This is a genomic window from Psychrobacter sp. CX90 (genome assembly GCF_057396305.2).
In genome coordinates this window covers 178,357-199,895 of sequence record NZ_CM182008.1, presented here as the reverse complement: position 1 = coordinate 199,895, position 21,539 = coordinate 178,357, and the positions used below count along the sequence as shown (strand labels likewise).

Below are 21,539 nucleotides of genomic sequence, written 5' to 3'. Positions count from 1 at the left end.
TTAATTTGATTAAAATTGCCGAATAACAGATACAAAAAAACCCCAAGCACGAATATGCCTAGGTTTCAATATATAGGATAGAAGCTAACAGTGTTTTAAACATGCAAATTGTCTGTCCCTTGGTCTGTATTATCGCTAAACGTTCGTTAAGCCGAATGTTGATGAGTATTAACGTGACGCCAGCCAACCATTTAGGCTAATACAAAAGGTCAAGTGCGGAATTATAGTATAATTAACTTTAAATTGCAAGAAAAAGCCAACAGTGCGGTTAAACACTGCTGGCCTACTAATCACGAGACTGTGCTATAGATTAATTAAGTAGCTAGAGTTAAATCTATTACTTAAGTTCTACAGTTGCACCAGCTTCTTCAAGCTTTTTCTTAAGCTCTTCAGCTTCAGCTTTAGGCGCGCCTTCTTTAATCGATGCAGGAGCACCTTCAACTAATTCTTTAGCTTCTTTAAGACCAAGGCCAGTTGCTTCACGAACTGCTTTAATTACAGCAACTTTCTTTTCGCCGAAGCTAGCAAGAACAACATCAAACTCGTCTTTTTCTTCAGCAGCAGGTGCAGCAGCGCCAGCGGCAGGTGCAGCAGCAACAGCAGCAGCAGCTGTAACGCCGAATTTTTCTTCCATATCACTGATAAGTTCAACAATGTCCATTACAGACATTTCAGCGATTGCGTTCAACACGTCATCTTTAGATAGTGCCATGGGATTTCTCCAGTTTCTGATAAATTAAATTAAAAAGTGAGGCTCGTAAATGTAGACTTAAGCTACATTATGATGCCCAAAATCAAAAAAGCTTATGCGGCTTCTTTTGCGTCTTTTACTGCTGCAACCGTACGAACAAATTTGCTTGGAACTTCGTTTAAAGTTTGCGCAAGTTTGGTTACCGGTGCTTTCATAGTTGCCATCAAAATAGATAGGGCTTCGTCGCGTGTTGGAAGTTTAGAAACGCGTTCTAATTCCTCAGGACCAAACAACTCTCCACCAACTGCTACAAGCTTAGTTTCTAAAGCTTTATTTTCTTTTGCGAACTCATAAATAACTCGAGCAGCAGAACCTAAATCTTCAGTAGAAAAAGCCAATAACAATGGGCCTACCATTTTATCTGACATGCACTCAAAGCTAGTACCTTCAAAAGCACGCTTAGCAAGCGTGTTCTTAACCACTTTAAGTACAACACCTTTCTCACGAGCCTTAACACGTAACTCAGTCAACTGAGATACTTCAAGACCATGGTACTCGGCAGCAACTGCTGAATAAGCATTTGCAGCAACTTCAGACACTTCAGCCACAACTTTTTGTTTCTGTTCTAGCGTTAATGCCATGAGTTGACTCCTTAATCTCATCATCAATGCCGTTAAACAATGATGAATAGACATTTCTGTTACTTACAAATCAAAAAGATACTAAGATCTCTTAATCTGAGAGTAACGCTGATTACGGCACCTTTATCAGAATGGACAAAAAAGTTTATTGCCTAAAGACAACCTACTCCATGCTCATACTTTTACGGCCACCGTCTGCGTAGGCCAATAAAAACTTTAAATCATTTAAGATGAAAATTTTTATCGATTAACAGCACAAACCAAAAATAGTCATAGTGCTTACCTACGGTCTTAGACAGCATAGCTTTGGCTAAGCTGACCTAATTTTGAAATTCGTTTACTAAATTTAATTGGTAACTATATTTTGTGAACTACGGGAGCCGTTAATGAGCAACTCCCTTTAGATAACTAATTACTTAGCGACCCGATATGGGATAGGATCTAATGTGATACCTGGGCCCATGGTGCTAGAAATTGTTAACTTTTTAATATAAATACCTTTAGAAGTTGCAGGCTTAGCACGTTTAATATCGCTTATTAGCGCTTTAACGTTTTGCTCAATTTGATCCACAGTGAAACCAACTTGACCAATAGTGGTATGAATAATACCTGCTTTATCAACACGGTATTGAGCCTGACCGGCTTTAGAATTGGCAACTGCTTCTGCAACATTTGGTGTTACTGTACCCACTTTAGGGTTAGGCATAAGGCCACGTGGTCCTAGGATTGTACCTAGTTGACCAACAACACGCATGGCATCAGGAGCAGCGATTACGACATCAAAGTCCATGTTACCTGCTTTGATTTCATCTGCTAAATCTTCCATACCAACAATGTCTGCACCTGCTTCTTTAGCAGCTTCAGCAGCAGCACCTTGCGCAAATACGGCAACACGCTTAGTTTTACCCGTACCTGCTGGAAGGTTAGTAGCACCACGCACAACTTGATCAGATTTACGAGGATCTACACCAAGATTAATAGCAATATCAACAGACTCTTTGAACTTTAGTGGCGGCAATTCATTTAAAATAGTTACTGCTTCTTCAAGTGTATATAGCTTTTCATTTTCTACACGTTCAGCAATCAACTTTTGACGTTTTGTAAGTTTACTCATTTAAACACCCTCCACAGTGATGCCCATTGAACGCGCGGTACCAGCGATGGTACGAACAGCCGCATCCATGTCAGCAGCGGTCAAGTCAGCTTGTTTTGTTTTTACGATTTCTTCAAGCTGTTCACGAGTAACTTTACCCACCTTAGTTACATTAGGTACACCAGAACCTTTAGCAATACCAGCTGCTTTACGCAACAAGAATGCCGCTGGTGGCGACTTCATGATAAACGTAAATGATTTATCAGCGTATACTGTAATTTCAGTAGGAATAGGAAGACCTGGTTCCTGACTGGCAGTTGCTGCATTAAATTCTTTACAAAAAGCCATGATATTCACACCTTTTTGACCTAATGCAGGGCCAATTGGTGGTGAAGGGTTTGCTTTGCCAGCAGGCACTTGTAGTTTGATGTAACCATCAATCTTCTTAGCCATGATTTATCTCCAATACGGGTAGTAGCGCTTATTCATAACTTCTTAAGCTACCTAAGTTATGAAATCAGCTCCCCGGTTAATTCATGTTTAGCTTAGTTTTTCAACCTTACTAAACTCCAGTTCGACCTGAGTTGGTCTATTAAATACATTTACGGTTAATTGTAATTTAGATTTTTCATAATCCACTTTTTCGACCAGACCTTTAAAGTCTGTAAACGGCCCATCAATAACCAGAACTTCTTCACCTGGTTCAAACAATGTTTTAGGACGTGGTGTTTCTTCATTTTGCTTAAGTCGGTTTAATATTCTATCTGCTTCAACTTGAGTAATTGGTGCTGGATTTTCTGGTGTGCCACCAATAAAACCGGTAATACGTGGGCATTCATTTACGATATGCCAAGTAGCATCATTCATTTCCATTTGTACTAAAACATAACCGGGAAAGAACTTACGCTCACTTGTGCGCTTTTTGCCATCTTTCATCTCAACAACTTCTTCAGTAGGTACTAAAACCTCACCAAAGCTTTCTGCATACTCACTACGGTTAATGCGATCCGTCAAATAGCGTTGGACTTGCTTTTCATATCCTGAAAATGCTTGCACGATATACCAGCGCATAAAGTTCTCCATGACGTAAATCTATATTCTACCAATTAAAAAAACAGGCCAAACGCTTATCTAAATAATAATAAGGTTAGCCTAATCATATCTTTATCTAAACATTACAAAAAAAATCTTAATAAAACTCAATATACTCGGACATTAACCAATAAAAAATCCAACCAACCAATTAAAGAAATTATCTAAAACCCACACTATTAAGGCCACGATGCCAATAACCAATAACGATTGCCATGTATATTGAATGGTCTCACTTTTTGTTGGCCATGTTACTCGACGCAATTCAATGCTTGCATCTTTTAGTAACACTTTAAAAGCACTACCTTGACTAGTTAAAACCATGCAAATAATAGCGATGACAACTAATACAGCAATAATACCAATACGGATCCAAATATCGCTAGCAGGTTGCCAAACGCCTGGTAACTTATAGTTCACAAATGCTGCCGTTATAAGGGCGCTTATTGCAACTATCCATAACACTGTATCTTTTACAGAACGTGGCTTTGCAACTTCAACTACTGAACTGTTAGAACTATTTTTCCCCAGCAAATCATGAGCGGTTTGTTTCGCTTCAGATAACTTGTTATCTAGGTTATCTTTTTGATTGCTCATAATTGGATTGCCTTACGAATCAGACGATAAATATTAAACCGCCTATTTTGTATACTGAAAGGATATTATTCGTGCTAATACTAAATAGCAGGGTAGACAGTTAAGAATTTCTTTTGTAAAAATGGCAGGCGATGAGGGACTCGAACCCCCAACCCTCGGTTTTGGAAACCGATGCTCTACCAATTGAGCCAATCGCCTTTAGTTAAGGATGGCTATTATACAAGATTTTCTATACTTTGCAAGTTTTAACCGTTGGTCTATATAAATGATTAGACTTGGCTATACACTTAGTCCATACCGATTAATTCTGAGACTTTTTAAAAGAGTAGAATATTGAATTAAAAGAGTAGGATGTTGAGGGTTATCCTAGGTAAGTCAGATTATCTAGGATAACCCTCAACATCCTTGAATAACTAAAAAAACCGCCTCCAAGGGAAGCGGTTTGATCATACTCGTGCTAGAGGACTAGCGGTTCTACTATTAGTCTTTAACAGTAGATACAACACCAGCACCAACCGTACGGCCACCTTCACGAATAGCGAAGCGTAAACCTTTGTCCATAGCGATTGGATGGATAAGCTCTACACCCATCTCTACGTTATCGCCTGGCATAACCATCTCTGTACCTTCTTCTAACTGAATGGCACCAGTTACGTCAGTTGTACGGAAGTAAAACTGTGGACGGTATCCATTTAAGAATGGAGTATGACGACCACCTTCTTCTTTTGATAATACGTATACTTCTGCGTCAAACTTGGTATGCGGTGTGATTGAACCTGGTTTTGCTAGTACTTGACCACGTTGTACTTCTTCTCGCTTGGTACCACGTAGTAGTACACCACAGTTCTCGCCTGCACGACCTTCGTCTAGTAGCTTACGGAACATCTCTACACCTGTACAGGTGGTTTTTTGAGTGTCTTTGATACCAACGATTTCAATCTCGTCGCCTACTTTTACGATACCTGATTCAACACGTCCGGTTACTACGGTTCCACGACCTGAGATTGAGAATACGTCTTCGATAGGCATTAGGAATGGCTTATCTACGTCACGTTCTGGTTCTGGAATGTAGGTGTCAAGGGTATTGAGTAGTTCTAGTACGGCTGGTTCGCCATAGGGGCCGTCGCTACCGTTTAGGGCTTCTAGGGCTGAGCCTTTGATGATTGGGGTATCGTCGCCTGGGAAGTCATAGTCTGATAGTAGTTCACGTACTTCCATTTCTACTAGTTCTAATAGTTCTTCGTCGTCTACCATGTCACATTTGTTCATGAAGACTAAAATGTATGGTACGCCTACCTGACGTGATAACAAGATATGTTCACGGGTTTGTGGCATTGGGCCGTCTGTGGCTGATACGACTAAGATTGCGCCGTCCATTTGTGCTGCACCGGTAATCATGTTTTTTACGTAGTCTGCGTGACCTGGGCAGTCTACGTGGGCGTAGTGACGCGCTTCTGTGTCATATTCGATGTGTGAGGTGTTAATTGTGATACCACGTGCTTTTTCTTCTGGGGCACTGTCAATAGCTGCGTAGTCTTTTGCTTCGCCGCCTGATGTTTTTGCTGCTACGGTTGCTATAGCGGCTGTTAGGGTCGTTTTACCGTGGTCAACGTGGCCGATTGTACCTACGTTTACGTGTGGTTTGTTTCGTTCGAACTTGGCCTTTGCCATGAGTGTGTCCTCTTATTGGTTTATTAAATTAAATGAGACTTAAAATTATAATGAGTAGTGATTTACTCATAGCTACCTTTTTATAGCACTAAAAGGCAACACTAAGTGCTGCCTAATTCAACTAATTTATATATGTAATTCCAAGTGGCTCAAGGTCATCACTCGCCCTTGTAAACATCTCAATTAACATCTATCTTTATTTCTCGGATTCAAACCTTAACATAAGATTAGGTCAGGTATGAATACTGGAGCTCATATCGAGAATTGAACTCGAGACCTCTCCCTTACCAAGGGAGTGCTCTACCGCTGAGCTATATGAGCATTAATTTTTATAACTACTAAAGGAGTATAACAAATTTGGAGCGGGTGGCGGGAATCGAACCCGCGTCATCAGCTTGGAAGGCTGAGGTGTTACCATTATACCACACCCGCGGTATCAGCAGTCTTTAGGACTGTTATACAAATCCAGGCTGTATACTGATAAAGACTGAATATCGACTGAACATTATTGAAAATAATGCTACTAGAAAATGGTGGTGGGGGAAGGATTCGAACCTTCGAAGCTTTCGCGACAGATTTACAGTCTGTTGGGTTTGACCGCTCCCCAACCCCACCGAGTTTGTAAAACGCAATAACAATATTACTTAATATATCATTGGTCTTACATTGTTGCTATGCAGCAATATTACTTAAACAATCTAACTCACTATGAAGAATGGTGCCGACTGCCGGGATCGAACTGGCGACCTACTGATTACAAGTCAGTTGCTCTACCAACTGAGCTAAGTCGGCTTGTTCCTTCAAAGTGGGGAGTATTCTAGCAAATATTGTCTAAAACACAACCCCTAATTTTGTTTTTTTATAAATTATTTCTTTCTGTTACATATCCTAGCCCATTTGGCCGCTGTTGAATAACCACAAAGCAGCTGCTAAGCCCAGTAAAATCAATATTATCCACCACAAACTACTGACTTTACGTTCAGGAGCTTGATTGGCACTTGTGTTACTTCTATTAACATGTGCCACATCATGTTGATGTTGTTCATCAACTGTATTTAAAGAACTTGGTTCTTTTTCAGAAAGTGTTGGGTCAATATCTACAGTGCCAGAGAGTTTTGTAGTAGCGGCTTGTTTGGCACGTAACATATCCGGATCAGATTCTTTTGCAAGCTCATTGAAGTGTTCATTATTATTAGTCGACTCAATGTCAGGTGCGTCACTTAATGTGTCTACCGCTTCCTCTTGAACAGCAGGCTTATTTAGTTCGGAGCTATCTTGATCAGGATCGCCATAGGCAATAGGTTCTTCTAATTCCTTTTCTAGTTGCTCATTTAATGTGGCTTTGTTTGACGTATCCACCTCTTCTGTCTTAGTAGGATGATCAATGGGATAATCATTCATCTGAGCGCTAGTCTCAATGGATGCTTGAGGTTTAATTGAATCTTCGACTCCCTGCTCTTTAGCAGCCTCTAAATTAGCAGTTTCTGAGTTCTTAGGGATACCATCTGTGGTTGCAGACGCCGCTAATTCTACAGTTTTGTCAGGCTCAACTGGCGTATTTGAATTAGACTCTACAGGGGTTGCATCCTTTGCTTTTTGTTGTACTCCTTGGCTTACTTGGAATTTATAGATAGCAAAACTAACCACATCATCCAGCTTAAGTGGATGTGCTAAATTTGGCTCAATTTTTGTATCATTCACAAATGTGCCGTTTGAAGAGCCAAGGTCGCTTACTTGAAGGGCTCCATCAATGACCCTAAGCTCCGCATGGTTACGTGACACCTGCTTGCTTCCTAATACCATATTATTGTCTTTGTCACGTCCAACAGTTAACGTATCCTCAATGGTCACTGTTAGTTTACCTAGCTCTTCATTGAGCGCTTTAAGTTGCCAAACTTTATTATTTAATGTTTCATTACTTGATGCTGTCATAAAAATCTCCGTGGCCTAAGTTAATATTATACTAACCTATTTCTAGAACTTTAAGAAGTCAGCTAAGCAAGTAAGCAGCCTATTATTTTAGTCCTATAGTTTTGAATAGCCATCCTGTTTTAAACCTCTAGTTTTGTAAATACGCGTCATGCAAAACACCTTTAAGTTTTAAGTGCTTCGTATTTAATAAACCGCTCTGGTATACCATAAACATAATGACCAATAGCATACGTTTGATATTTGTTAACCAGACCTTAATCAGTGAATAAAACAGTGTCGTCTAAATCAAAAAACCACGTTTTCTCATAACATTCCAGCTCGTTACTCATCTATTTAATCCAGTTTTTAAAGGCGTCATAACCCACTGCTTTTTATCTTTTAATTAGAAGGTCATCCAAGCTAGCAAGCTAAATTGTTACTTTGACTTTGCATTTAACATATACCGCTTAGGACATATCATGTGCACCATCTAGATTTAGATAAGTAGTTCCATAAATAAAAGTAACCGCCTGTGCAGATATTAAACCCAACATCATAGATATTATTGAACTTATTAAAGATTTAGAATTTAGTCGGTTTTTAATTTTAGCCACTAATTAAATGAGAATACGTACTAACTAACTGCTAACTATAAAATATTAAGGCAAGATTAGTGTTCGCGCGTGTTGCTAAATGTCACTTCTGGATAACGTTCTTGCATCAGTTGCAAATTCACACGACTTGGCGCTAGATACGTGAGATATCCGCCGCCATCTAGCGATAACTGGTCATGAGCCTTCTTCTTAAACTTGGCAAGTGCCATCTCGTCATCACAATGAATCCAGCGCACCGTAGCAATGGATACCGGCTCAAAAGTACACTGTACTTTGTATTCCTCTTTAAGCCTGTGCGCCACTACCTCAAACTGCAGCACACCCACTGCACCTAAAATCAAGTCATTATTGATTTGTGGCATAAACACCTGAGTCGCCCCCTCTTCACTGAGCTGCTGCAAGCCTTTTTGTAGTGCTTTAGATTTGAGAGGATCTTTTAATACCACACGGCGGAAAAGCTCTGGGGCAAAATGCGGAATACCGGTAAAGTTCAGCGTTTCTCCTTCGGTAAAACTGTCACCAATACTTATGGTTCCGTGGTTATGCAGTCCTATAATATCTCCGGGATAGGCTTCTTCTAATGCTTCACGGTCACCTGCTAAGAAAGTCAGTGCATCCGTAATACGCACCTCTTTGCCAAGACGCACATGCTTCATTTTCATACCTTTAGAGTACTTGCCTGAGCAAACACGCATAAAGGCAATGCGGTCACGATGTCGAGGATCCATGTTGGCTTGAATTTTAAACACAAAACCACTAAAACTGGTTTCTTTTGACTCAACAACCCGCTCGTGAGTAGGATGATCTTTTGGCGGAGGAGCATAGTCAACTAGAGTATCCAGCACCATATTCACACCAAAGTTACCCAGTGCGGTACCAAACAATACAGGTGTCATCTTACCTTCTAAAAAAGCATCAACTTCAAAGTCTTCGAGTGCCATTTGCACCAACTCAAGAGACTCTTCAAATTCTGCAAACGCTAGATTGCCTAGCCGCTCACGTACATCTGGATAGTCGTAGCCCTCTCGAGTCTCAATCTCGGTAATCTCGCCACCATGACCTTTTTCATAGAAGTAGGTCTTATTTTCGGTTAAATGATATACCCCAATAAAATCTTGCCCCATACCCACAGGCCAAGTGAGGGGTACGCATTTTATGTTGAGTACGGTCTCAATTTCACTCAATAATTCAAGAGGATCTCGGACTTGACGGTCTAACTTATTAACAAATGAGATGATAGGCGTGTCACGCATCCGGCACACTTCCATCAATTTGACCGTTCGAGCCTCCACCCCTTTGGCACCATCAATCATCATTAGCGCACTATCAACTGCCGTTAACGTGCGGTAGGTATCCTCACTAAAGTCGGCGTGACCTGGGGTATCGAGCAAATTAACGATGTGTTGTTTATACGGAAACTGCATGACCGATGTGGTTATCGAAATACCACGTTCTTGTTCCATACTCATCCAATCAGATGTTGCATGTCGATCAGATTTACGACTTTTGACCTCACCGGCTACCTGAATGGCTTTGCCCCATAACAACAGCTTTTCAGTCATGGTGGTTTTACCCGCATCGGGGTGAGAGATAATGGCAAAAGTACGACGTTTGGCCACTTCGGCATTTAGCTTTTTCGGATCTACGCTCATAATTTATGGCTTCTACTTAAATAGTGCATGTTTGGAAATTTTTTGTTATATCTAAAAAATAAATGCGTATTGTAGCGGATTTAGCATTAGGGTGCAGGTTTTACCTATAAAAAAGGCGCGATTTAGAAACCTCTAAACGCACCTATAGAAATTATGGTAAAGATTTAACGTTCACACTTTATTGGTAATATTTTAAGATTTGAGCCTCAATAAAATCTGCAGCGACATTATTAATGATTGAACAGTCTACAGCACCTTTAGACAAGTCATAATTTTCGGAATAACTACCTTTAGTAGCATATTCAGATTCATAAATAACGTTTTCATAATTAACCGCGCTATAATTATAATTCTCATTATTAGGATCATTATCGTAAACAATGCGGCTCGCAGGGTATTGGTTAGTTGGGCCTATCTTTAATTGCTCAACTCTGTGAGGTTTTTTTGACGCTATAGTAGAATATGCTTTTTCCCAATCCATTAAAGAAACATAATTAGTCTTATCCGTTTCTAAATCAAAAAAGTATAAGTCATCACTGCTACTCGTTTTAATAACATAACACACTGAACCCTCAGGGTAACTGACAGTATCCGGTATTTGATCATAGTAACTTAAGTCAGTTATCAATCCTGTGCCTTTATCGACGTTACCATCTTTGCCAGTTACGCCCGTTAAATCAATGGGAACAAATGTATAAGTGATGCTTTCCATACGATCTGTTTTTAAATCTTTTAATTCATACTTAACCTGATTACCTTCAACTTGAACTATATCTTTACTCATTAAGCTTTGAAAATTGTTACCGAGCACAACCATATCATTATTATTAAGCCCCCCTCTTGTGTTGACACTAATAATATCTTTTTCAATAAGTTGACGATCACCATCTTCAAAAACCCATTTAATACGTTTTATGGCGTCTTTTTTGTCAGCTACATTATACTTACTATCGAAGATGTTTATTGAAATCGAGTGGTTACCAACGTTATCATCCTTTTGCTTAGCACCCGTATCATCACTATCGCCCCCACATCCTACTAATATCAAGCTTGCAACAGTAGCAAATGTCGTCAAGTTAAACTTATTAATCTTCATAGTACTTCCCTTTCAAATCAGATCATTAATGAGTTAATTAAATCATCTCATTAAAATACCAGTGTCATTATCCATTATTTAAATATATATAATTTATACTCTGCTAGCGAATACTCATATTTTTATATAATGCCATAAATTAAAGATTTATTCACAAAAAACAAACTTAGACTGGACAATTTTTATCCCTTATTTGATGTAACCAGACTGGTATTTTGTTATAGTTTTTAACAGTGTAGATATCATGCTTTTAAATATTTATCATTTACACTGTATTTAATTCATTAATTTAAGAAATATAATATTTATAACCACAAGGACCTATTATGAAAACATTATATTCTACTAAAGCTTCAGTCAGTGGCGGTCGTATGGGCAAAGCGACTTTAAGCGACAGCGATTTAGTTATTAATATGCAACCCCCTAGCCCATCCGCTGACGGCAATAATCCAGAACAGCTTTTTGCCATGGGTTATGGCGCATGCTTTGATAGCGCTTTAGATGTGGTTAAAAAAATGCAAAATCTTAGCTTTGATTCTACGACAGAAGTAGAAGTTGATTTATTACAAAGTGAGCAACACGAATATAGCATAGCGGCTAAATTGCATGTTATTGCTAGCAATACTGACCTTAGCGCTGATGAGGTTCAAAAAGCAGTCGAAAAAGCGCACGAAGTTTGCCCCTACTCTAAAGCGACTCGTGGCAACATTGATGTACAGTTATCGTCAGAAGTTAAATAAAAGGTTATTAACAAGCTAACTAAGAATAAAGAGAGTAAACCCATACTAATTTAATTCAAGGTAGGCTTTATTAGACATACTCAAAACCCAAATTGCAGTCGTGCGGTTTGGGTTTTTTGTTTATCCCGCTCTTTCCATAATCTCTCTATCGAAGCCTTAAATTTTGGTTATAATGAACCACAAGGTTGTATACCTAAAGGACCTACCTTAGCTATTATTAAAACATAAAACCCTTATAAATAAAGCGACATCCTATGACTGAAAATGCCCTTAAAAAAACTGCAACGCCAGATCGCACTCTAGATACGACAAACGATACCTCACATGACGCTATTGATCCAAATGTTTTGCCGACTTTTGACGATATGCCTAATGTAGCAACAATGGATACCAGTCATATCAATAAAAACGAGCCACCTTTCATCTTGGTCGATGGGTCATATTATCTATTCCGTACCTATCATGCCCTCCCCAAAACCATGATGAATACGCAAGGTCTTATGACCAATGCTATTCGTGGCACGCTTAATGCGCTTTTAAAACTTATGCGTCGTTATCATCCCACCCATATGGCAGTGTGTTTTGATACTAAGTCGCCGACATTTCGACATGCTATGTCAGAGGATTACAAAGCAAATCGTCCTAAAATGGATGTGGAATTGGCAGAGCAAATCCCGTATATCCACCGTTTGGTTCGGGCGTTGGGTATTCCGCTACTTCGCATTGAAGGGGCAGAAGCGGATGACATTATCGGTACATTGACCTATCGTGCGGTGCAAGAAGGGCATCATGTGGTCATTTCCAGTGGCGATAAAGACATGATGCAGTTGATTAATGATTGTGTTTTATTAGAAGACAGCTTCTCTGGCAAGGTCGTCGATGTGCAAGGCGTTGAAGATAAATACGGTATTAAGCCTAATCAAATGATTGACCTATTAACGCTGATGGGCGACGCCTCTGACGGTATCAAAGGCATCCCCAGTGTCGGCGAAAAAACAGCCGTTAAATGGCTAAAAACATACGATACCGTTGACAATATTCTTGCTAATGCCAGCGATATTAAAGGTAAAGTGGGCGAAAAATTAGTCGAGTTTGCCGATAATATTCCGCGTGATAAGCAGTTGGCAACCATCATTACCAACTTGGAGATTGGTCAAGATTGGGAAGATTTGCGTATCAATACCGATCCAAGTGCATTTGTTGATGAATTGCGCGACTTATATAGCGAACTTGAATTCAAAAATGAATTAGCCTCGCTGGATCATCCCAATCATCCTGCTAATTCGAGTAGCGACAGTGTTTCTGATAGTAAAGCTGATGCGGAATCACAAGCGCAGGTGGCGAAAACGTTGCAAAACCAAAAGCAGGCGTCAATCATTGAACATATTAAAGACAGTAAAAACCATGAAAAAGCATGGCACACCATCCTTGATGAGGCAGCATTTGAGACTTTGTTAGAGAAACTTGAGAGCGCTCCCTACTTTGCGGTCGATACTGAAACCACCAGTATTGATTGGCGAGAAGCTGAGATTGTTGGGCTGTCATTCTCATTGCAGGCACATGAGGCTTATTATTTACCGCTTAAGCATGTCGAATATAATGAGCCCATGAAAAAGGCTAAAAACAAGAAGGAAGAAGCGGAACAAGCTGCTCTAATAGCTGATGCCGAAGTTGATCCGTTAATAGCCAAGCAGCTGGATCGTGATACGGTGCTTGCCAAACTCAAACCTATTTTAGAGAACCCAAAGATTGGTAAAGTTGGTCAACATCTGAAATACGATGCGCATGTGTTAAGTAAGTACGGTATCAATATCAACACTACGCCGAAAAATTGGTTAGTCGATACTATGCTGGCTAGCTATGTCATAAATGCGGCGATTTCTAGACATGGCATGGACGATCTGGCCCGCCACTATCTACATACGCAAACCATCAGTTTTGAGGACGTTGCCGGTAAAGGCGCAAAACAAGTTACCTTTGATAAAGTAGCGATTGATATCGCCAGTGATTACGCTTGTGAAGATGCCGATATTACCTATCAACTGTTTGAGCTGTTCTCTGATAAGCTTAAAGACGATGCCGTTAATCAGCGCCTATTAAATGAGCTGGAAATCCCAGTGGCGCAGATACTGTGCCAAATGGAAGCGGCAGGCATCATGATTAAACGGTCATTTTTAAATGAGTTATCCGAACGCTTTGATGAAGAGATTGTTGAGCTAGAGACGCAAGCTTACAATGAAGCGGGAGAAGAATTTAACCTCGGTTCACCCAAACAATTGGGCGAAGTGTTGTTCGATAAATTAGGCGTGATTGGCGGTAAAAAGACCAAGTCAGGGCAATACTCAACGGGCGAAGCCGTGCTATCGAAGATTGACCACCCATTGGCTGAGATAGCGCTGGAATATCGCAGTCTAGCCAAGCTGAAAAACACCTATACCGATGCGCTTGATGCGGTAGCTGACAAAGACACCGACCGAGTACACACCAGCTACCATCAGGCATTAACCAGTACAGGACGTTTGTCCTCTACTGATCCTAACCTGCAAAATATTCCGATTCGTACCAAGACAGGTCGCCTGATTCGCCAAGCCTTCATTGCTCCACAAGGTCGTGTGCTATTGGCAGCGGATTACTCCCAAATTGAGCTACGTCTGATGGCGCACTTCTCTGGCGATAAAAACTTAACCCGTGCCTTTAAAGAGGGGCTGGACATTCACACCGCCACTGCCGCTGAAGTATTGGGCAAAACAGTTGATGAAGTTACCCCGACTGAGCGTCGTAACGCTAAAGCGATCAACTTTGGACTGCTATATGGCATGAGTGCGTTTGGTTTGGCGAAGCAATTACAGATGAGCCGCACAGAGGCTCAAGACTATATCAATCAATACTTTGAGCGTTACCCTGGGGTTAGACAGTATATGCAAGATACTCGTAATAGTGCGGTTGAAAAAGGCTATATCGAGACTATTCTAGGTCGTAAGCTCTACACACCTGATATCAATCATAGCAATCAAATGGTACGCCGCGGTGCTGAACGTGCCGCTATTAACGCCCCGCTACAAGGCAGTGCTGCTGATATTATTAAGCTTGCGATGATAGCCGTTAATAAGGTGTTGCCTGCTGATAACGCTAAAATGTTATTGCAAGTGCATGATGAATTGGTGTTTGAAGTGGATAGCGATAAAGCCAATGAGACTGGTGATCTGATTAAAACAGCCATGCAAAATGTACTCAGCGACACCGCTAAGCAAATGGGCTGGGATATTGATTTTGCCGTACCATTATTGGTTGAAACGGGCGTAGGCGAGAATTGGGATGAGGCGCATTAAGACTGAGGGTTTCATCATCTGAACGACACACTAAATTAAGCGATCTGTCATATTTTGACTTCGTATTAACTAAATTTACAAAAGGAACAATCGTAGTGGAATATCTAACTTCAGTTGTATTATCAGGTATTACGTTTGAACTAATTAAAAGTGGTGTAGAAATTTCTACTCAAAGTCTTAGAGAGAAACTTCAAGGCTGGTTGATTAACGATGAACAAGTAAAGTTACTAGCAAACCATATCAATAATATTGATAACGTAGAAACTCTAAATCAGGAGGAGTTGGCTAAAAAGTTGGAGAATGAGCCAACTATTAATCATATTCTTACTAATACACAACTGGATAAGTCAGTCAATAAGAACGCTAAACAGGATAATTCAATAAATAAAGTAACTCAAAATCATTCAGGTAGCGGGCATAACATCTCTGGAAATGTAATAATAAATAATACCTAATATCAAATAACTTATGAGATAAACAAAGGAATGACAAGTAATCAAAACCATACTGGTAGTGGTCATAATATTGGTCGAGACCTTATAAACAACTATTATTCTGTCAATACTGATAACTTAACTACAATTGTATATGAATGGATGTATCAAATTGCAACTAATCAATTTGAGGTTGTACTTAACAAGATTGATACCTATAGAAAACTTCCTCTATCCGAAGATGTAGTCAATCTTTTTTTAATACTTAAGGAATTTATAAATAGTGTTAAGGATAACACCTCAATGGATACTCACTTACTGAAGTCAGAACTAAACAATCATAAGGAGTCAAATTTTAATGATTTATATAATGCTTTACTTGTTAAGGCTTTAGTAAAAGAGAACTTTGATACAGCACTGGAATTCTACAGAAAATTCGACAGCTATAAAATATATACTTTAGCATGTTTTGACCAACATTTCGCTAATAAAGATGAACTCCAAACTCGCTTTGACAACAAACTATCGCTGTTAGACGATTATTCCCTATTTTATCTTGCACAAGGTTTTTGGAGGATTCACAACTACACTTCTGCCCTAAAAGCTTTTGAAACGATATCTATTAGTCGGAAGAGCGAAACCATTCTATATTGGATAATAGCATGTAAAATCAATATTGTAGTTTACTCAGAAGAGCTAAGTTTTTCTTATTTTGATCAAAGGTCCAGTCGAACTATAGAAAAAATAGCACATGAGTTTGAGATATTAATAAAAGGTAAGAATAGCCTCTCCTCTTTAGCGACACATATTCTTATTTCTTTGGTTAAACTTACGTCGTCTAATCTCTACCTCCCTAAAATTCATAATATTTCATTAGAACATAGAAGAGATATTGGCAAGATTGATGAAAAGCTTGGAATGACCCTAAATCAAATTGCTGATAAAACTATTTATGAAGCCCCCGACTGGATAGTTAATAAGCTAGAAAGATATGAGTCACTAAATGATGACGAAGTTGAAATGCTCATTAGAGCTATTTATAACAAAAGTATAGATATGGATACTGTCGAGAAATGGCTTTTGAATTCTAAAATAGTATCGAACTCAGAAGAGTTTTACGTTGAGTTTCTTAAGTTATTCATCTTATCTTTTAAAGTATTTAGCGATTCATTTGAAATTAATAATTATAGAATAAATCTAAATAACTTTCTAAACGAATACAGTTCCAGATTAAAAGAAATAAACCCAACTTCAATAAAATATTGGTGTGACAATTTACATAATTTAGAATCGTCTTTCGAGGTCATTGTTTTTAAAATATTAGAAGCAGTATGTCATAACCTTGCGGTAAATTCAGACCTAAATTACTATTATCTTCAATCTCTATTTCGTTTAAATAAACTCAAAACTATGCGACAAGAGCTCAATAGGATTAAAGATGATGAATGGAGTCATGACTTATATTTGTTTCGAGCTAGATATTACTTAAAAATAAACGATTATCCTAATGCAAAAGAGAACTACCTTAAATTTATTGCAGATGAAAAGAACTTATTTATTTGGCATGAATTTTTGGTAAGTTGCATGGGCGCTGATTTAGACTTCAGTTTAGCTAAAGTTGAGCTAAGGCGAATACCAAAATCTATCTTAACACCTAAGTATAATGGTTTTGATTTTTTTATAAACCAACTTCAATTTATCGACTTTAATTTCGCAGAGCAAATTATAGTTGGATTGTTCACTGAGAATCCTATAGATAACGCACCAATTATTGTCAAATTCTATTTTAATTCATTTTCAAATAATACTTATATAAGCTGTAATGAAAATAAAAATTTTAAAGGCATTCATCGTGGCATAGTCTATAAGACAAAAAATCAATCAAAAATAGCTTTAATAGTTGATAGCGAATTAGCAAAACATAAAGAGCTAATTAGTATAGATTCAGAGCTAGGTCAAATTTTAGTGAAATCTTCTATAGGGCAAAAAACAGAATATAATTTTAACACTGTAACAATTATAGAATATCAATCAGTAAGCACAACTGTCTTTCAACTAGCCAAAAATATAGTTTCAGAACTCCAACATACATACCCTAAACCCATTTTTTACGAGCCTGAAATTAGAGAAGATGCAATTGTAGAAGATACAATCAAAGTATTGCAAAAAAACAAACAACAACATGATATTGCCGACTCAACCGAAGTTTTACTTAGTAATACAGATTTGACAATATACCTGAAAGGTAAGCTTCTTACGAAAAATCGCTCAGTAGGTGAAGAAATAGACATCGTATATAGCCTTCTATTAAATAAACATTCTAACCAAGGATTACTTAATATAGGAGGTAATTTTAAAAAATTAGACTTTGTCTTAATTGACATATATGGTGCGGTATATTTGAGTGTTACTAAACTATATAAATCAGTTATGGGTTCAAAAGTAAATCTATTTATGTCAAAAGAAACTGCCAATAGTATACAGATATGGATTGATAGAGTTACTAATGATAAGTTTTTAACAGTGAATGAGCATAATGGACAATTATTTAAAACTGACGCAAATACAGTTAAGCAAACTCATGGTACACTAATTAATGGATTAAATGCTCTTTTAAATTATGTGCGAATCGAACCTGAAAAGGTAATAGATGTTCCAACTATTGTTACTGAAATTAAAGATTTAGTAAGTAGTTCAGTAATAAGTAGTATTAGACTTTCGGTTTCAAATGATATTCCATGGTTGTGCTTAGATGCCAGTATTGGATCCCTACTAAACTCAAATAATGATTTCAAAATAGTAGGTTTTTTAAATTTCATAGAAAAATATGTTAGTGACAAATATATGAGCTTCGAAGATAGAAAAGAAGCTATTACATTAAGCGCATATACTAACCTATATACGACGTACTACTTAAACGACCTAGTAGAATTAGCAAAAGATATCAATGAATTTCCTACTTTAACTCAAATCTTAAATCACTCTCCTTTGGAGTTTAGGGAACCTAAAATTGCTGAAATGGTACTAGTTAGGATTATCAAATCCACTATTCAGGTAGGCTTTAAGATGCGATTGCCTAAAAATAATGCGCAAGGCAAAAGCTATTTAAGTCTTTCTATTGTTCAAAATATGGAAGGTATTCAAGGCAATATTGTACAAAAAGTAAATATGCATAGTTTGTTATACGCTTGCTTTAGTAAAGCTATAAAATGCGTCGAAGGAACGCTAGTAGAAACAAAACTTGCAAAGCTTGTAATTGAATATATTCAAATTCAACCTAACAAAAAGCATCGTTTATTCTTCTTCAGCATACTAGAGAGCTTCGCATTTAGTCACTTTATAAGTATTGATTCTATTAATAATTCAGTTAGTACTCTTATTGAAAACTTATCAAATGAAAGCTAGCAAGGATGGCGTTAGCGAAGCGTAACCCACCAAATATCATAAATCTAACCTACCCTACAGACAGCACTTAGGCATCCATAATCAATTCAGGCTTTTTATCTAACAATCGCATCAATGTTACCGCCGCCCCAGTTGGATTTCTCGTACCCTGTTCCCAGTTTTGTAAAGTACGTGAGCTAATATTAAGCTTTACAGAAAACTGCTGTTGACTCAAGCCTGTTTTGGCTCGAACCAACTTTATATCAGGGACATCGTGCCTAAACTTGCGACTCGGTTCAACCTCACCTTTAGCAATCTCTAAAGCTTGGCTTAATGATTGCAATAAATCATAGTAAAATTCATTTGTCATGATCATATACCTCTTTAATTTTCTGGGTTAACTTATGCAAGCTGGACATCTCTTGACTTGTTAAACTGACTTTCTTATTTTTTGGATAGGCAAGTAGCATAAAAAATATATACCTTGACTATTTACAAAGTAGTAAATGATACGCACACCACCACTCTTGCCTTGTTTTAACGTCCATCTTGTCTTTCAGATACCACCTGTACCCTGAATTAGACTCCCTTGTTCTGGATTCTCAATTAAATCTGCTTGCAACTCTTTATAACTGTCATTGTCTAACAAATTTTTGACTTGTTTGGTAAATAACGGAGTCTATATAAAATGTAACACCTATAATCCTTGGTTTTAGCCTTAACTATATACGTCATTGAAGTATAGTAAAGTAATTTTTATTGTTATTATAGCGTGTAGCGTGGGTGATAACCCACGACGGTTTTAATCAATCCGTGGGTTTCACTGCGTTGCACCCACGCTACCTACTAGCAACCTTTATACAGCTAATTGGTGTGCTGGGTGCGTCCTATCGTCCATCTCTACCTCATTCAATAAACATAATTTAAACCACGATAATTACCTGCAAGAATGAGGTATTACCGCTAGCCTCGATTGCAGTGGATATACTGCTTGGTTGGGCGAATTGTGCGGGCTTAGTTTGGCATGGCTACGCGAAGCAAGAGACGTGACAAACCTTAGCCAGCGCTTCGCGCAAACATGCAGATAGTAGCGTAAAGCGAGAATAGCTACTCTCATCAGATAAAATAAAAGCCATTCAAACGTTAAGCTTGAATGGCTTTTTTATTTAGTTTGCTAAGTGTACGCTATTAATGCAAATGAGCTTAAACATTCTCTTTTAAATACTTAAGCATGGTATCGGCATCAGACACTTCAAATGGGTCGATGGGGCAATTATCGCCATAATCAGGCTCAACAAACGCTTTTTTGATTTCTTTATTATCGACATACATCGAATAACGCCACGAGCGCATGCCAAAGCCAAGATTGCTTTTATCCACCAGCATACCCATTTTACGAGTGAATTCGCCATTGCCGTCAGGTAGCAAAAAGACGTTTTCACGGTTCTGCTTTAAGCCCCATTGATACATCACAAAAGCATCGTTGACAGAAACACAAACCACTTCGTCAATACCGAGCGCTTTAAACTCATCGTAAAGTTCTTCATAGCGAGGCAGATGGCTGGTCGAACACGTTGGCGTAAACGCACCTGGTAGAGAAAACACCACCACTTTTTTATTGGCAAATAACTCATCTGTGGTCAAATCGTACCATTTAAAGGGATTGTCACCACCGATAGACTCATCACGCACACGGGTTTTAAAGGTAACATCAGGGACATATTTAATCATCATTTTTCTCCGATTTAGGGTGTTAGTAAGGCGTATTTGTAAGATTATAAAATTAAGATATCATAAGAGGTCATACATTGAGTAGTAGTATTATGTTTGGTTGTTATTATTCAAATTTCGAAGTAGTGTTTATTACTGTATTGTTATATTACCACTAAAACTTGAATGAGATTCTAAAATTTTTAAATCAGGTCTTTATGAGATTAGATTGCTATGATCTTTATAATCTATTCCTAAATTTATGCACCAATCTTCTCGAAGCAAGGATAAACAGCTTTTTAAAAAAACATTTTCTGGTGAATAAACGAACACTTTGTTTATCTAAGCTAACACTTATCCCAATTTGACAACGTTCAGACCATTAAAGCCCTTCGAGAACTATACGCCAAGCTCAGTTTGATTGGAGCTAATGAGTTATGGAAGTAGAAGTAAGTAAGCAACCAACCATACTCTTAAACCTATACCTCAATAAATACTCGCAAGAATACGATGTGACCGCTAGCCTTGACAGTAGCGGTATCCTGCTGGTTTGGGCAAGTTGCAGTGGCTAGACATTGAGGGAGTGTCGAGGCAACAGCAATCCGTCAATTCGTGACACTGCCTTGCCCAAACTCAGCAGATACAAGCGGATGGCGAGAGTGGCTACAGCAACCCCTAAACTTTTAATAAGATACCCCTTACTATTGTGTTGCTCTCTTTATAATAGTCAAAACTTAAGCCGTGGGTTCCGCTTCACTACACCGCACGCTACATATTCTGCATAGTCCAATGTACGCTTGACTATACTATCAATGACTCTCACTTCTTTTTTCAAACTTAGAAGGTTACGCTTTAATTGCATTTCGTTGCAAACTCAAATTCAA

Annotated in this window: 17 protein-coding genes and 5 tRNA genes; 5 read left to right on the top strand and 17 right to left on the bottom strand. The window is 38.4% G+C overall.

Going from position 1 to position 21,539, the window contains the following annotated elements; genetic code table 11:
* Positions 1–337 precede the first annotated feature (337 nt).
* From rplL to AC2SLN_RS00780, 15 genes are all read right to left on the bottom strand, one after another.
* Positions 338–712, bottom strand: a complete 375-nt coding sequence (gene rplL / locus AC2SLN_RS00850) for a 50S ribosomal protein L7/L12 (protein ID WP_486550609.1) — start codon at positions 710–712, stop codon at positions 338–340.
* 92 nt (positions 713–804) lie between these two features.
* The gene (gene rplJ, locus AC2SLN_RS00845) at positions 805–1,332 is read right to left on the bottom strand and encodes a 50S ribosomal protein L10 (RefSeq protein ID WP_486531805.1); all 528 of its coding nucleotides are present in this window, start codon (positions 1,330–1,332) and stop codon (positions 805–807) included.
* Between the two features lie 412 nt (positions 1,333–1,744).
* The gene (rplA, locus tag AC2SLN_RS00840; protein WP_486531806.1) at positions 1,745–2,446 is read right to left on the bottom strand and encodes a 50S ribosomal protein L1; all 702 of its coding nucleotides are present in this window, start codon (positions 2,444–2,446) and stop codon (positions 1,745–1,747) included.
* Positions 2,447–2,878, bottom strand: coding sequence for a 50S ribosomal protein L11 (gene rplK / locus AC2SLN_RS00835; protein ID WP_486550611.1), 432 nt, complete (start codon positions 2,876–2,878; stop codon positions 2,447–2,449). It abuts the gene before it with no gap.
* An 87-nt stretch (positions 2,879–2,965) separates the two neighbouring features.
* Positions 2,966–3,496 carry a transcription termination/antitermination protein NusG gene (gene nusG / locus AC2SLN_RS00830; RefSeq protein ID WP_486550613.1) on the bottom strand — a complete coding sequence of 177 codons (531 nt, stop codon included), beginning with the start codon at positions 3,494–3,496 and terminating at the stop codon, positions 2,966–2,968.
* Positions 3,497–3,640: 144 nt separating this feature from the next.
* The gene (gene secE, locus AC2SLN_RS00825; RefSeq protein WP_486550615.1) at positions 3,641–4,114 is read right to left on the bottom strand and encodes a preprotein translocase subunit SecE; all 474 of its coding nucleotides are present in this window, start codon (positions 4,112–4,114) and stop codon (positions 3,641–3,643) included.
* A 122-nt stretch (positions 4,115–4,236) separates the two neighbouring features.
* Positions 4,237–4,312, bottom strand: a tRNA-Trp gene (locus AC2SLN_RS00820).
* A gap of 282 nt (positions 4,313–4,594) precedes the next feature.
* Entirely contained in the window at positions 4,595–5,785 is a 1,191-nt protein-coding gene (tuf, locus tag AC2SLN_RS00815) for an elongation factor Tu (RefSeq protein WP_486531674.1), read from the bottom strand.
* A 246-nt stretch (positions 5,786–6,031) separates the two neighbouring features.
* Positions 6,032–6,106: transfer RNA gene (locus tag AC2SLN_RS00810), tRNA-Thr, on the bottom strand.
* A 37-nt stretch (positions 6,107–6,143) separates the two neighbouring features.
* Positions 6,144–6,217: transfer RNA gene (locus tag AC2SLN_RS00805), tRNA-Gly, on the bottom strand.
* A gap of 99 nt (positions 6,218–6,316) precedes the next feature.
* A tRNA-Tyr gene (locus AC2SLN_RS00800) sits at positions 6,317–6,400 on the bottom strand.
* Positions 6,401–6,501: 101 nt separating this feature from the next.
* Positions 6,502–6,577, bottom strand: a tRNA-Thr gene (locus AC2SLN_RS00795).
* Between the two features lie 96 nt (positions 6,578–6,673).
* Complete coding sequence (locus AC2SLN_RS00790) at positions 6,674–7,717, bottom strand: FHA domain-containing protein (protein WP_486550221.1); 1,044 nt, start codon at positions 7,715–7,717, stop codon at positions 6,674–6,676.
* A 649-nt stretch (positions 7,718–8,366) separates the two neighbouring features.
* Positions 8,367–9,962 carry a peptide chain release factor 3 gene (locus AC2SLN_RS00785; protein ID WP_486550223.1) on the bottom strand — a complete coding sequence of 532 codons (1,596 nt, stop codon included), beginning with the start codon at positions 9,960–9,962 and terminating at the stop codon, positions 8,367–8,369.
* Positions 9,963–10,140: 178 nt separating this feature from the next.
* Entirely contained in the window at positions 10,141–11,058 is a 918-nt protein-coding gene (locus AC2SLN_RS00780) for a hypothetical protein (protein WP_486550224.1), read from the bottom strand.
* 326 nt (positions 11,059–11,384) lie between these two features.
* Here AC2SLN_RS00780 and AC2SLN_RS00775 point away from each other — a divergent pair, with 326 nt between their 5' ends.
* From AC2SLN_RS00775 to AC2SLN_RS00760, 4 genes are all read left to right on the top strand, one after another.
* Complete coding sequence (locus tag AC2SLN_RS00775; RefSeq protein WP_486550226.1) at positions 11,385–11,798, top strand: Ohr family peroxiredoxin; 414 nt, start codon at positions 11,385–11,387, stop codon at positions 11,796–11,798.
* 365 nt (positions 11,799–12,163) lie between these two features.
* The gene (gene polA / locus AC2SLN_RS00770) at positions 12,164–15,127 is read left to right on the top strand and encodes a DNA polymerase I (RefSeq protein ID WP_486550314.1); all 2,964 of its coding nucleotides are present in this window, start codon (positions 12,164–12,166) and stop codon (positions 15,125–15,127) included.
* Between the two features lie 95 nt (positions 15,128–15,222).
* Positions 15,223–15,582: a Het-E N-terminal domain-containing protein gene (locus tag AC2SLN_RS00765; RefSeq protein WP_486550228.1), complete on the top strand. Its 360-nt coding sequence runs from the start codon at positions 15,223–15,225 to the stop codon at positions 15,580–15,582.
* A gap of 30 nt (positions 15,583–15,612) precedes the next feature.
* A complete protein-coding gene (locus AC2SLN_RS00760; protein ID WP_486550230.1) occupies positions 15,613–18,966 on the top strand; it encodes a PIN domain-containing protein in 3,354 nt (1,117 codons plus the stop codon).
* Positions 18,967–19,033: 67 nt separating this feature from the next.
* Here the strand turns inward: AC2SLN_RS00760 and nadS are convergent, their stop codons facing one another.
* Together nadS and AC2SLN_RS00750 are read right to left on the bottom strand one after the other, a co-directional pair.
* Positions 19,034–19,315: a NadS family protein gene (nadS, locus tag AC2SLN_RS00755; protein WP_486550232.1), complete on the bottom strand. Its 282-nt coding sequence runs from the start codon at positions 19,313–19,315 to the stop codon at positions 19,034–19,036.
* Positions 19,316–20,148: 833 nt separating this feature from the next.
* Entirely contained in the window at positions 20,149–20,679 is a 531-nt protein-coding gene (locus AC2SLN_RS00750) for a peroxiredoxin (RefSeq protein WP_486531666.1), read from the bottom strand.
* Between the two features lie 413 nt (positions 20,680–21,092).
* Between AC2SLN_RS00750 and AC2SLN_RS00745 the strand changes: the two genes are divergently transcribed.
* Positions 21,093–21,227, top strand: coding sequence for a hypothetical protein (locus AC2SLN_RS00745; RefSeq protein ID WP_486550234.1), 135 nt, complete (start codon positions 21,093–21,095; stop codon positions 21,225–21,227).
* Positions 21,228–21,539 lie beyond the last annotated feature (312 nt).